This window comes from Streptomyces sp. NPDC096310 (assembly GCF_044763125.1).
Taxonomy (GTDB): Bacteria; Actinomycetota; Actinomycetes; order Streptomycetales; family Streptomycetaceae; genus Streptomyces.
Window position 1 is genome coordinate 417,261 of sequence record NZ_JBIWFO010000001.1, and the last position, 12,835, is coordinate 430,095.

Annotated in this window: 12 protein-coding genes; 9 read left to right on the plus strand and 3 right to left on the minus strand. The window is 73.3% G+C overall.

Annotation, left to right across the window (positions count from 1 at the left end):
- The first annotated feature begins 147 nt into the window (after window positions 1-147).
- Window positions 148-1,365 carry a pyridoxal phosphate-dependent aminotransferase gene (locus tag ACIQ7D_RS01550; RefSeq protein WP_403932236.1) on the plus strand — a complete coding sequence of 406 codons (1,218 nt, stop codon included), beginning with the start codon at window positions 148-150 and terminating at the stop codon, window positions 1,363-1,365.
- 34 nt (window positions 1,366-1,399) lie between these two features.
- Here the strand turns inward: ACIQ7D_RS01550 and ACIQ7D_RS01555 are convergent, their stop codons facing one another.
- Both ACIQ7D_RS01555 and ACIQ7D_RS01560 read right to left on the minus strand, forming a co-directional pair.
- On the minus strand, window positions 1,400-2,122 hold the full coding sequence (locus tag ACIQ7D_RS01555) for a DedA family protein (protein ID WP_403933756.1): 723 nt from the start codon (window positions 2,120-2,122) through the stop codon (window positions 1,400-1,402).
- Window positions 2,122-2,913, minus strand: a complete 792-nt coding sequence (locus tag ACIQ7D_RS01560) for an MBL fold metallo-hydrolase (protein WP_403932238.1) — start codon at window positions 2,911-2,913, stop codon at window positions 2,122-2,124. The genes ACIQ7D_RS01555 and ACIQ7D_RS01560 overlap by 1 nt, the downstream gene beginning before the upstream one ends.
- A 309-nt stretch (window positions 2,914-3,222) precedes the next feature.
- Between ACIQ7D_RS01560 and ACIQ7D_RS01565 the strand changes: the two genes are divergently transcribed.
- The 4 genes from ACIQ7D_RS01565 (at window position 3,223) to ACIQ7D_RS01580 (ending at window position 6,879) form a co-directional block, all read left to right on the plus strand.
- On the plus strand, window positions 3,223-3,630 hold the full coding sequence (locus ACIQ7D_RS01565; protein ID WP_403932241.1) for a hypothetical protein: 408 nt from the start codon (window positions 3,223-3,225) through the stop codon (window positions 3,628-3,630).
- 295 nt (window positions 3,631-3,925) lie between these two features.
- A complete protein-coding gene (locus tag ACIQ7D_RS01570) occupies window positions 3,926-6,118 on the plus strand; it encodes an alkaline phosphatase family protein (RefSeq protein WP_403933757.1) in 2,193 nt (730 codons plus the stop codon).
- A gap of 92 nt (window positions 6,119-6,210) precedes the next feature.
- Window positions 6,211-6,606, plus strand: coding sequence for a hypothetical protein (locus ACIQ7D_RS01575; RefSeq protein WP_403932244.1), 396 nt, complete (start codon window positions 6,211-6,213; stop codon window positions 6,604-6,606).
- Window positions 6,607-6,687: 81 nt separating this feature from the next.
- Window positions 6,688-6,879: a hypothetical protein gene (locus ACIQ7D_RS01580; protein ID WP_403932247.1), complete on the plus strand. Its 192-nt coding sequence runs from the start codon at window positions 6,688-6,690 to the stop codon at window positions 6,877-6,879.
- 100 nt (window positions 6,880-6,979) lie between these two features.
- On the opposite strand, the gene ACIQ7D_RS01585 is transcribed toward ACIQ7D_RS01580, so the two are convergent.
- A complete protein-coding gene (locus tag ACIQ7D_RS01585; RefSeq protein ID WP_403933759.1) occupies window positions 6,980-7,996 on the minus strand; it encodes a LacI family DNA-binding transcriptional regulator in 1,017 nt (338 codons plus the stop codon).
- Window positions 7,997-8,342: 346 nt separating this feature from the next.
- On the opposite strand from ACIQ7D_RS01585, the gene ACIQ7D_RS01590 reads away from it, so the two are divergent.
- Genes ACIQ7D_RS01590 through ACIQ7D_RS01605 form a run of 4 tightly spaced genes read left to right on the plus strand, consistent with a single transcriptional unit; the run spans window position 8,343 to window position 12,815 of the window.
- Complete coding sequence (locus ACIQ7D_RS01590; RefSeq protein WP_403932249.1) at window positions 8,343-9,635, plus strand: ABC transporter substrate-binding protein; 1,293 nt, start codon at window positions 8,343-8,345, stop codon at window positions 9,633-9,635.
- A gap of 17 nt (window positions 9,636-9,652) precedes the next feature.
- Entirely contained in the window at window positions 9,653-10,636 is a 984-nt protein-coding gene (locus ACIQ7D_RS01595; protein WP_403932252.1) for a carbohydrate ABC transporter permease, read from the plus strand.
- Window positions 10,637-10,647: 11 nt separating this feature from the next.
- Window positions 10,648-11,493, plus strand: a complete 846-nt coding sequence (locus ACIQ7D_RS01600) for a carbohydrate ABC transporter permease (protein ID WP_403933761.1) — start codon at window positions 10,648-10,650, stop codon at window positions 11,491-11,493.
- Between the two features lie 59 nt (window positions 11,494-11,552).
- Window positions 11,553-12,815, plus strand: coding sequence for a glycosyl hydrolase (locus ACIQ7D_RS01605; RefSeq protein WP_403932255.1), 1,263 nt, complete (start codon window positions 11,553-11,555; stop codon window positions 12,813-12,815).
- Window positions 12,816-12,835: the final 20 nt, after the last annotated feature.

Consider the following 12,835-nt stretch of genomic DNA (forward strand, 5'->3'; position numbering starts at 1 on the left):
GGCGGGCGGCCGACGCGTCCGACGACGAGCGGGGCGACGGGGTGGCGGAACCCGAGAAGCGCACAGGAACAAACCTCCGTATAAAGGGCTCAAGATAGCGGGCTCACGGGACGGACCGGCCCACGAGCGGCCACGGAGGTGGCGCATATGCGGCGGACGGCTCCCGAGGGCCGTGGTCCCGTACGCTACGGCCCGCCCGCGCCAGAGGCGGGACTGCCCGCCCTGCCCGAGCTGACCGAGGCGTGCGCGGCGGCGGCCGGGCGGACCGAACCGGAGCCCCCGGGCGGCGGCGCGGTCCTCCGGGAGGCCGCCTGCGGCTACTGGTCCCGCCGCGGGCTGACCGGCGGCCTCGACGACGTGGCCGCCGCCCCCGGCGCACAGCCACTGCTCCTCGCACTGCTCGCCGCGTACGGCGGCGACGTGCTGATGCCCCGGCCCTGCCCCGCCTGGTGGACCCCGCAGGCCCGGCTGCTGGGCCGGCCCGCCTACCATGTGCCGTCGCCGGCCGACGCGGGCGGCGTGCCCGACCCGTACGCCCTGCTGGAGACCGTCCGCCGGGTCCGGGCGGAAGGCGGCGTTCCGAGGGTGCTGCTGCTCTCCCTCGCCGACGACCCCACCGCCACCGTCGCCCCGCCCGAACCGGTCCGGGCGGCCTGCGAGGCGGCGATCGGCGAAGGGCTCCACATCGTCAGCGACGAGACCTGGAGCGACACCCTGCACCGCCCGCACGAGACGGTGCTGCTCAGCCCGGCCCGGATGTGGCCCGACGAGGTCACCGTCGTCTGTGACGCGGTGGGCTCGCTCCTCCCGGCCGCCTGGCCCATGGCCGTCGCCCGCTACCCGGCGACCCCCGCCGGGGCCGCCCTGCGCGCCAGGACCCTCGATATCCTCACCGCGCTCGGCGCCTTCGTCGCGGGCCCCGTCGCCGCTGCCGCCGCCCACGCGCTGGACGAACCGGCGTCGGTCACGGCGCGGGCCCGGGACGCCGCCACGCTGTACGGGCGGATTGCCGAGGCCGCCCATCACGCGGTGCTCGCCTCCGGCGCCCTCGCGCGACCGCCCCGGGCGGGCCGCCACCTCTACGCCGACCTCGGGCCGCTGCGCCCCCGGCTGGCCGCGCTCGGCGTCACCGACTCCCTGGAGCTGGAGAACCATCTCGGCGCGCGGCTGGGGGCGGCCACCCCGGGTGGCCACCGGTTCGGCGAGGAACTGGGCGCCCTGCGCGTCCGGCTGCCCACCGGCCCGCTGCTCGGGGCGACCCCGGAGCAGCGTCAGGAATCCCTCAGCGCGGCGGCGCCCCTGGAACTGCCCCATGTGGCGCGGGCGCTGGACGACTTCGCGGCGGCCTTCGACACCCTGCGCTGACCCCGGCGGACCGCGGCGCCGCCCGCGCGGCGCGTCACGGCCGGCCGGCCTCCGGGCCGGGACGCGGTTCGGCGCCCGGCCGGGCCTCGGCGCCCGCGAGCCGGTCCGGCTCCGTACCGCCCGGCCCGTCCATGTCCCGCGTACGCCGCCGCAGCCTGCGCCAGAGCGCCGGGACGCCGCTGACCAGCACCGTCAGCACCACCGCGGCGAGCACGCCCTCCCACGGCTCGGCGAACAGCGAGCCGCCCGCCACGCCGATGAGCTGGTACGTCGCGGCCCAGGCCAGACACGCCGGCACATCGCCCCGGGCGAACCGGCGCAGCGGCCACTCCCCGAAGAGACAGGCCAGCATCACCGGGATCCGCCCGGCCGGCACCAGCCGGGACAGCACCAGCACCGTCACCCCGTGCTCCCGCAGCTTGCGCTGGGCCTGTTCGAGCCGGTCCGGCGGAGCGTTCCTGCGCAGCGCCGCCAGCCACCGCGAACCGTTCTTCGAGCCGACCCCGCGCCGCCCGAGCCAGTACAGCGCGACATCGCCGAGGAAGGCCGCGCAGGATGCCACGAGGAAGAGGAAGAGCATGGAGAGCGGCGAACTCTGATGGAACGCCACCACCGCCGCCGTACTCACCACCGCCCCCGTCGGCACCACCGGCACCAGCGCACCCAGCGCCACCAGCAGAAACACCGACGGGTAGCCCACGGCCTGCTGTGTCGACTCGGGAGGCAGCACCGAGAGCTGGGCCAGGAGCCGGTCGATCACCGTACGGCCTCCGGCCGCGTGCTCTCGCCGTGCCGCAGCAGATGTACGGCCACCTCCGGGGCGAGCCGCGCCGCCTTCCGTACGAACTCGTCGCCCGGCGCGTAGAACTCGTGCGGTCTGACCCCGTCGAAGCCGATCGGCCAGTACGTGCCGTAGTGCACCGGCACGGCGGCGCGCGGCGCCAGCCGGGCCAGCGCCTGGGCCGCGCGCCCCGCGTCGAGGTGTTCGGGCCCGAGATGCGGCCCCCAGCCGCCTACCGGGAGCAGCGCCACGTCCACCGGGCCCACCGACTCCGCCATGGTGTCGAAGAGCCCGGTGTCGCCCGCGAAGTACGTCCGCGTCTCGCCGGTGATCACATAGCCGAGCGCGGGGGAGCGGTGCGGCCCGACCGGCAGCCTGCGCCCGTCGTGGAGCGCGGGCACCGCCCGGACCCGTACCGGCCCGATCTCCACCTCGTCGCCCGCGCCCACCTCCGTGATCCGCAGCCCCGCCGGATTGCGGCGCGCGTCGAGCCGCCGGAGCCCGGGCACCGAACGCACCGCGTCGCGCGGCAGGATCAGCCGGGTGCCCGGCGCGAGCCTGGCCAGCGACCGCAGATGGAGATGGTCGGAGTGCAGATGCGAGACGAGCACGGCGTCGGCGACCCCCGCCTCGGGCGGCGGTACGGGGCCCAGGCGCCGGCGCAGATGCGCGAGCCGGCGCACGAACACCGGGTCCGTCAGGATCCGTACCCCGGAATCCTCGACCGTGCAGGTGGCATGGCCCCACCAGGTGATGACAGTTCCCAACCCGACCTCAGCTCCGTCCGCCCGGCGCGCACGGGGGCGCGGGGTGTCCCGCTCCCCACCCGGGGTTGCTCCTCGCCCTCAGCGTACGGCCGTCACCCGTCCGGGCGGAGAGGTGGCGCGGAGAGGCGGGGCGGCGTCGCTCCACCCCGCTTCTTCGCGCCACCTCGAACGCGGTGCGCCCGGACGCGCGCCTCCGACCGCCCCGTGCGCGCCTGCCTCACGAAGGCGCGCACGGGTTAGGGTCTGCGGAACGAAGGCGGGCCCCGGGGGACGGGCCCGGGGGTTGCGCGGGGGGAGCGGGGGAGCGGCATGGGCGAGGTACGCGTGACGGCGATCGCCAGCCTGACACCGCTGGAGGAGCTGGACCGCGACCCCTTCCTGGTGGACACCCACGGCCAGCACCAGATGTGCGCCCGCTGGGCCGCCGACAAGGGCTACACCGTCACCCGCCAGCTCTACTTCTACCGGCTGCGCCCCGACCACTGCGGCCTGTGGACCGATGTCGAGGAAGGACTGGTCGACCTCTTCGTCGCCGCCAGCGACCGGGTGCTCGACCGCGCGTTCACCTCCGTACCCGCCTTCGCCGCCGAGTGCGAGCGCCGGGGCGTACGGCTGGAGACGGCCGGCCTGGACGAGCCGTGCTACGACGCGGCGCGGAAGGCCGAGGTCCACCGCAGGCTCTCGATACCGGCGCGGGCGCGCCCCGCCCCGCTGTGACCTTCCGGGCCGCCGGGATGCGGGGGCCCGCGCGGCGCTGTGCGAGGCTGGGGGCCGAGCCCGTGAGCCGTACGGGCCGGACGTGAGGTGAAGGCGGAGTGCTGACGACCCGGTGCACGACAGCGAGCGGGCGCCCGACGCCCCACACCGGATCCGAAGCCGCGTGAAGCCGTCCGCCGCTCCACACTCCGCCGCTCCACACTCCGCCGTGCGCCGGGTTGTCGGCGGGCGATGGCGCACGACCGGCCGCGCCCTGCTGAGGGTGATCATCGTCTGGGCGGTGTCCACGGTGACGATGCTGGCGCTCGCCGGCCTCCTGCCCGACTTCGAGCTCCAGTCCGCCGACGGGGACAGCCCCACCAGGATCGCGGTCACCGCGGCCTGGGGAGCGGGTGCCTTCGGCCTGCTCGGCGCGCTGGTGTGGCCCGTGCTCGTACGGGCGCTGCTGCTGGTCCCGGCGCTCGTCCTCGGGCTGCTGGTGTTCTTCCTCAACGGCTCGCTGCTGCTGATCGCGCTGCGGCTCATCCCCGACGGCCGGGGCGCCGCCGACCCGCGGACCGCGGTGGTGGTCGCCGCCGTGATGTCCGCCGTCGCCTCCGCGACCGCCACCGGGCTCGCGGTCGGGGACGACGAGGCGTACCGGCACCGGCTCTCGCGCCTCGCCGATCGCCGGCGGCGCAGACGGGGCCGCGGCGGTGACGACGGCGGCCGGGGCGATGTGCCCGGCACGGTCTTCCTCCAGCTCGACGGCGTGGGCCACCAGGTGCTGCTGGACGCGGTCGCGGCGGGCGACGTGCCGCACATCGCGAGCTGGCTGGGGGAGCGCCCCACTCACCGGCTGACACCGTGGCGCACCGACTGGTCCAGCCAGACCGGGGCCAGCCAGCTCGGCATCCTGCACGGCTCCAACCACGACGTCCCCGCCTTCCGCTGGTACGAGAAGGACAGCGGCAGGGTCATGGTGAGCAACCGGCCCGCGAGCGCCGCCGAACTCCAGCGCCGGGCCATCGAGCGCACCGGCGACGGCGGGCTGCTCACCCTCGACGGCGCCAGCCGCGGCAACCTCTTCAGCGGCGGCGCCGACCAGCTCGCGCTGGTGCTCTCCATCGCCGCCCGGCGCGCCCGCGCCAACCGCTCCCGGGCCGGCTACTTCGCGTACTTCTCGGACCCGGCCAACGCCGTCCGTACGGTGGTCTCGTTCACCGCCGACGTCTGCCGCGAGATCGGCCAGTCCACCCGAGCACGGCTGCGCGGCGACCGGCCTCGGGTGGGCCGTGGCGGGCTGTACCCGTTCATCCGGGCCTTCGCGACCGTCGTCGAGCGGGACGTCGTGGTCGCGGCGGTGCTCGGCGACATGCTGGCGGGCCGGACCGCCGTCTACGCCGACCTGGTCGCCTACGACGAGGTCGCGCACCACTCGGGGCCGCACAGCCGGGACGCCGCGCGGGTCCTCGCCCGGCTCGACCGGTCGGTCGGCCTGATCGCCCGGGTCGCCGAGCACGCCCCCCGCCGGTACCGGATCGTGCTCCTCTCCGACCACGGCCAGAGCCCCGGCGAGACCTTCGAGGGCGCGTACGGGCTCACGCTCAAGGACCTCGTACGGGCCGGCTGCGGACTGCCCGTCTCCCGCCGGGCCGGGCGGACCAGGAGCGGCGCGGAGGCGCGCGACGCCGCGCGCCACGCCGTACTCGGCGCGCTGCACCGGCCGGAGCGCACCGACGACGGGGCGGAGCCCGCGCGCACCTCGGAGCCGGTGGTGCTCGCCTCCGGGAACCTCGGCCTGATCTCCTTCCCTGACGTGCCGGGCCGGATGAGCCGGGAGGAGATCGACCGGCGCCACCCGGCGCTGCTGCGGACGCTCGCCAGCCATCCGGGGATCGGATTCCTGCTGGTACGGAGCGAGGAGCACGGCTCCGTGGTGCTGGGCCACGGCGGTGCGGAGGTCCCGGTGGACGCGCTGGACGACGACGGGCCGCTGGCGGGGATGGGCCCCGGCGCGGCCGACGCCGTGCGACGTACCGACGGTTTCCCGCATGTCGCGGACATCATGGTCAACTCGATGTACGACCCGGGGACGGGCCGGGTGCACGCCTTCGAGGAGCAGATCGGCTCGCACGGCGGGCTCGGCGGCGAACAGGCGCGGCCTTTCCTGCTGTCGCCGCTGGTGCTCAGCGCGCCGGTGCCCGACCGCGGTGAACTCGTCGGCGCGGAGCAGGTGCACGCCGTGCTCCGGCGGTGGCTCCGCGAGGGCGGCGGGCCTCAGGTGCCGCTCGGGGCGGCGGTGACGGAAGGGTCAGAGGGGGCGGTAGAGACAGTGGTGGCGGAGGGGGCCGCGGTGACGGCCGCCACGGCGTCCGGCGCGGGCTCCGAGATGGGCTCCGGCGCCGGGGCGGGTACCCGTGTCCGTACCGAAGCCGGCGCCGACGGCGAGGCGAATGCGCTCTCTGCCGGAGCACGCACGACCGAGAACGAGCGGGACCCGGCGTAGCGCGCGTCCCTCGTGCGAGCGGTTTCCGCCGGTAGCAGGACCGGGCCGGGCCGCGCATGGGCAGGGGTGGCATGTCCCAGGAGGTCATGCCCATGCGCAGTGCCCCGCCTCTCGCCCCCCGCGCCGCGGCCGCGCACGCCGCCGCCGTGCGCCGGGCCGTGGTGGTGGGCCTGCTGGTACTGATCGCCTTCCTGGGGATCTCGCTCGCCTCCTGCTCCGCGACCGCGCGGGCCGTCGACCCCGTCCCGCCCGCCTCCGGTACCCCGGACCCGGGCGGCGAGGGAAGCGGCGAGGGACAGCAGGACACCGCCGAGACCGACCAGCACACCGACCCCGCCAGGACGGAGCGTCCGGCGAGGGCCCGGATGGCGCCGCCGGACCTGCTGGTGCCGGATGCCACGAGGCCGTTCCCGTGTCCCAGCCGCCGCGTCCCCGCGGGGCCGCCGCGGGTGGTGGGCCCCACGCGCTGTGCGGTGCTGCGCTGCTGACAGGACGAGCACCCGCGCGTCCCGGGGGAACTCCCCCGCCCCGTTCAGCAGCCTCCACCCCTTCACGCCAAGGACACAGCCATGCCCATTGACGCTTTCGCCGCACTCAACGCCCTGATCCGCGCGGAGGCCGCGCGCGCCGAGACACCGAAGCCGCGCCGCCGCTCCCCGAGCCCGAGTACGTCCGACCCCGCCGCCCCCGAACTCGTCCCGGCCGCCGAACGGGCGTCCGCCGACGGGGAACCCGGCGGGAGCGGTACGGCGGCGAGCTGATCGCCCGCGTACCTCCGGTCGTGCCGGCACCGTACGCGGGCACGACCGGACCACGCCGGGACCACGACGCCGGACCGCGACCGCACCGCGCCCCGCCGCCTCAGGCGCGGCCCCGGGCGAGGCTCTCGCGCTCGATCAGCCGGGGGAGCGGAACCTGTACGGCACGGGCCGCGCCGCCGTCGAGGAGCGCGGCCAGCTCGCGCGCGGCGATCCTGCCGAACGCGACCGAGTCCCGGGACAGCGCCGTCAGCCACGGCCGGACCAGCCGGCACAGCGCCGAGTCCTCCCAGGAGATGACCGAGACATCGCCGGGCACCGCGAGCCCGAGCCCGGCCGTGACCGCCGTGCCCGCCGCCGCCATCACGTCGTTGTCGTAGATCAGGGCCGTCGGCGGGCGGTCCTCCTCCAGCACCCGGCGGGTCACCGCCGCGCCCTGCGTGTCGGAGTAGTCGGTGGTCAGCGAGCGCACCTCGGAGAGGCCGTACCGCCGCGCCTCGGCGCGCAGCGAACGGATCCGCCGCTCGGTGTGGGCGAGCGAGGGCAGCCCGGCGATATGGACGATCCTGCGATGCCCCAGCTCGTACAGCCGGCCCACGATGGCGGCCATCGCGCCCGCGTCGTCCGCCCGTACCCGGGAGAGCGCCGGGTACGGGCGCGGGTCGCCGTCCGGCAGTTCGCCGATGACGACGGCGGGCAGCCCCAGCTCGTCCAGGACCCCGGGCCGTGGGTCGTCGGTCCTCGGGTCGACGACCAGGACGCCGTCGACCCGGTGCTCGGCCCACCAGCGGCGGTAGACCGCGCACTCGGCGGAGACGTCCTCCACCACCTGGAAGAGGAGGCCGAGCTGACGGTCTGACAGGATCTCCTGGATGCCGGAGATGAGTTGCAGGAAGAACGAGTCCACGCCGAGGGACGCCGCCGGGCGGGCCAGCACCAGGCCCACGGTGGCCGAGCCCTCGCCGGAGAGCGCGCGGGCGGCGGTGCTGGGGCGCCAGCCGAGCTGTTCGGCGACCCGGCGGACCCGGGCGCGGGTGACCTCGGAGACGCCGGGACGGTCGTTGAGGGCGAAGGACACGGCGCTCTCCGAGACCCCGGCGCGCTGGGCGATGTCCTTCATCGTCGGACGGCGCGCGGGCGTGCGGCGGACCGGTGGGGGGTCCTCGGTGGACGGTTGCTTCCCTGTCACCCCGGTGCCCCTTTTCCTGCCGTATCGGACGAGCCATCTGGACCCCGGACTAATGCGCTTGAGTCGCAGCATTCTAAAGCGCATTAGTACCCCATCGCAACTAAGTCGTAATAACCACTCTGACCTGCGACGAAACCAACATGGGCCGGGCTTGTGACGAGAATGTGTTGACTTTCACGCACGTGCATTGCAAGGTCTGCTGGGCATAAGGAGTCGGGGCGCCGAAGCTCCGGCTCGCCGACCGCACGTCTGGTCCGAGCAGAAGGAGCCGTTCACCGTGCGCATCTCCCGAAGAGCAGTCGCCCTCGCCGCTGTTCTCGCCACTGTCCTGCCTCTCAGTGCCTGTGGCGGAGGATCCGACGACGAGTCCTCCGACGCCTCGGGCGCCATCAAGGGCAAGATCACCTTCCAGACCTGGAACCTCCAGGCCAACTTCAAGGACTACTTCAACGGAGTCATCAAGGACTTCGAGAAGGAGTACCCCGACACGGAGGTGAAGTGGGTCGACCGGCCTGCCGAGGGCTACGCCGACAAGCTCAGCGCGGACGCGGCGGGCGGCACGCTCCCCGACGTCGTCAACATCTCCCCCGACCTGGTGACCCCGCTCGCCAAGGCCGGTCTCGCCCTTGACCTCGACAAGGACAAGACGGCCGCCGCGTACGGCAAGGAGTATCTGCCGGACGCCTGGAAGAGCCACCAGATACCGGGCCTGGAGGGCACGTACGGCTTCCCCTGGTACCTGAACACCGGCCCCACCTTCTACAACAAGCGCCTGTTCAGCGAGGCCGGGCTCGACCCCGAGAACCCGCCGACCACCTACGACCAGGTCTTCAAGGACGGGCTGAAGCTCGCCGAGCAGAGCAACGGCAAGATCGCCACCCTCGCCCAGGTGCCCACCATCGAGGACTTCGGCCGCTACGGCGTACAGCTCATGAACAAGGAAGGCACCGGCTTCGCCTTCAACGACGCCAAGGGCGTCGAACTGCTCACCAAGTACAAGGAGCTGTTCGAGGCCAAGGCGCTCGACTCCCAGGCGCTGACCGCGACCCCCGAGTCCTCCGGCACCAAGTTCCTCACCGAGTCCGTGGCCATGAACCCGGGCAGCGCGCTGGACCTGGAGAACTTCAAGAAGAACGCGCCGAAGCTGTACAAGAACATCGGGATCACGGACCAGATCAGCAACACCGGCAAGGTCAACATGTACGTCATGGGCGTCATGGTGAACTCCAAGACCAAGCAGAAGCCCGCCGCCGTCGCCTTCGCCCACTTCGTGACCGACGCGACCCGCCAGATGTCCTTCGCCAAGCAGGTCGCCATCTTCCCGAGCACCAAGGGCTCCCTGGACGACCCGTACTTCACCAAGGAGGACGGCACCGACGAGACCCGCGTCCGGATCGCCGCCGCCAAGTCCCTGAAGAAGGCGGAGAACTACACGCCCGTCCTGTTCAGCGAGCAGATGAAGACCGAGCTGCGCAACCAGGTCGCCAAGGCGCTCCAGGGCAAGCAGAGCCCCCAGGCCGCCCTCGACCAGGCCGTCGAGGCTTGTGACCGTCTGCTCAAGCAGAGCTGAGAGCTGAGCCTCGCACCATGACAAGCTCCACCGCCCCCCGGGCACTTCCCCCGGAATCCGCCGCGGCGGGGCCCACGCTCCGGAGCTCCGGCTCCGGCGGCCGTGGGCCCCGCCGCGGGCCCGTCCGCGGGATCCGGCGCCAACGTTCCTTCAGTCCCTGGCTGTTCGCGGCCCCGGGACTGCTGGTCGTCGGCGCCTTCAGTCTCTATCCGTTCATCAGCACCCTCATCAACTCCTTCACCGACCGCCGGACGCTGATCTCCGGCGGCTTCGTGGGCCTGGACAACTTCCGGGAGCTGATCCACGACGAGATGTTCTGGATCGGCCTGCGCAACAGCACGCTGTACGTCGTCTGTGTCGTCCCCGCCCTGGTCCTGCTGCCGCTGCTGCTGGCCATGCTCGTCCAGCGGCAGATCCCCGGTGTCACCTTCTTCCGCTCCGCCTTCTACACCCCGGTCGTCGCCTCGATCGTGGTGGTCGGCCTCATCTGGGTCTGGCTGCTCGACGACCGCGGACTGGTCAACTCGGTGCTGGAGGCCGTGGGCGTCGGCCGGATCGGCTTCCTCAGCGACCAGTGGCTGCTGCTGTTCAGCGCGATGGCCGTCACGGTCTGGAAGGGCCTCGGCTACTACATGATCATCTACCTGGCCGCGCTGGCCAACGTCCCGCGCGAGCTGCACGAGGCCGCGGCCGTCGACGGGGCCGGCGCCGTGCGCCGTTTCGTCACCGTCACCGTGCCCGCCGTACGCTCCACCATGGTCCTCGTCGCGGCGCTCTCCTCGGTCAGCGCCTTCAAGGTCTTCTCCGAGGTCTATCTGATGGCGGGCCCCAGCGGCGGCCCGGCGGGTGAGGACACCACCCTCGTCATGCTCGTCCAGCGGGTCGGCACCGGGCTGAGCGGCCGGGTCGGCTACGCCTCCGCGATCTCCGTGGTCGTCTTCGTCGTCACCGTCGCCCTGATGCTGCTGGTGCTCCGCGCCGACCGCAAGGAGGACGCGTGAGCATCCTGAAGATGACCGACGCCGACGGCCGGCGCATCGCGCCCTGGCAGCTCGTGCTCCGCTACACCCTGCTGCTCGTCATGCTCGCCGTGCTGATCGGGCCGTTCCTCTGGCAGCTCTCCACCTCGCTCAAGGGCCCGACGGAGGACATCTACAGCTATCCGCCGACCTTCTTCCCGGACGATGTGACCCTGCACAACTACGAGCGGGTCGCCCATGTCATCCCGGTGTGGGAGTACGCGTTCAACTCGCTCAAGGTGGCGATCGCCAATGTGATCACCAACTGTGTGGGCGCCGCCCTGGCCGGCTACGCGCTGGCGCGACTGCGTTACCAGGGACGTACGGCCGCGACGCTGGCGTTCATCCTCGCCATGCTCGTCCCCGTCGAGGGCATCATCATCGCCCAGTTCACCACCATGCGGGACCTCGGCCTGAACAACACCCTCATCGGTGTGCTGCTGCCGGGATCCATCGGCGCGATGAACGTGCTGCTGATGCGCAACGCGTTCCTCAACCAGCCGCAGGAGGTGGAGGAGGCGGCCTTCGTCGACGGCGCCAACGTCTGGCAGCGTTTCCTGCGCATCTCGCTGCCCGCCGTCAAGGGCACCCTCGCCGTCGTCGCGATCTTCGCCTTCATGGGCGCCTGGGACGACTTCCTCTGGCCGCTGATCGTTCTCAGCGACCCGGAGAACTTCACCCTGACCATCGGACTCAACTACCTCCACGGCACCTTCGCCCAGGACCCCCGGCTGGTCGCCGCCGGCACGATCATCGCCGTGGCCCCGCTCATCGTGCTCTTCGCCTGCCTCCAGCGCTACTTCTTCCGGGGCGTCGGCGAAGGCGCCGTCAAGGGCTGACACCCGTGCCGCACGCACCGCACGCACCACCGCACGCACCGCAGGGAAGCAGGACAACGTTGCCACCCACGAGCACCCCGGCGCCGCGCTTCGGCGTCAACTACACCCCCAGCCAGGGCTGGTTCCACCACTGGCTGGACTTCGACCTGGACGACGTACGCGCCGACCTGGACTCGATCGCGGCGCTCGGCCTCGACCACATCCGGGTCTTCCCGCTCTGGCCGCTCTTCCAGCCCAACCGCACCCTGATCAGGCCCCGCGCCGTCGAGCAGCTCGTCCAGCTCGCCGACGCCGCCGCCGAACGCGGCCTGGACGTCAATGTCGACGGACTCCAGGGCCATCTGTCGAGCTTCGACTTCCTGCCCGCCTGGACCCGGACCTGGCACCGGCGGAACCTGTTCACTGACAACGATGTCGTCTCCGGGCAGGCCACGTACCTCCGTACGCTCGCCGCCGCCCTCGCGGACCGGCCGAACTTCATCGGCATGACCATCGGCAACGAGATCAACCAGTTCTCGGGACCGCCGCACCCCGACCCGGACCCCGTCACCCCGGACCAGGCGGGAAACTGGCTGCGCACACTGCTCGCGGCGTGCGAGGAGGGCGCGCCCGGCAGGCTCCATCTGCACGCCGAGTACGACGCCGCCTGGTACCAGGACGGACACGCCTTCACCCCCGCGCACGCGGCCACGATCGGCGCCGTCACCGCCGTGCACTCCTGGGTGTTCAACGGCACCGCGCAGCGCCACGGCCGTACCGGCACCGCCACCGAGCACCACGCCGCGTACATGATCGAGCTGTCCAAGGCCTGGGCCCTGGAACCGCACCGGCCGGTCTGGCTCCAGGAGGTCGGCGCCCCCGCGCCGCTCATCCCCGCCGAGCACGCCGCGGCCTTCACCGAGGCCACCGTCGCCGCCGCGCTGGACTGCGCCGATGTCTGGGGCATCACCTGGTGGTGCTCCCACGACGTGTCACGCGCGCTGGCCGACTTCCCGGAACTGGAGTACGGCCTCGGCCTGCTGACCAACGACCGGAAGGTCAAACCGGCCGGGGAATCCCTCGCCCGGACCGTCGCCGCGTGGCGGGAGCGCACCTACGCGCCCGCGCCCCGTACGCTCGCGCTCGCCGTCGACACCGGGGACGACGCGACCGCGCCCACCCGCGCCACCTGCGCCCCCGGGGGCGCGTTCTTCGAGGCGTTCGCCCGGCTGGCCGAGGCGGGCGTCCGGCCCACCGCCGTCCTCGCGAGCCGGGCCGGGGACAGCGCCCATCTCGCGGCCCGTTCCATCACGGAGGTCGTCCACCCCGACGACGTCCCCTGACCGGACCGGCGCCGGTCCGG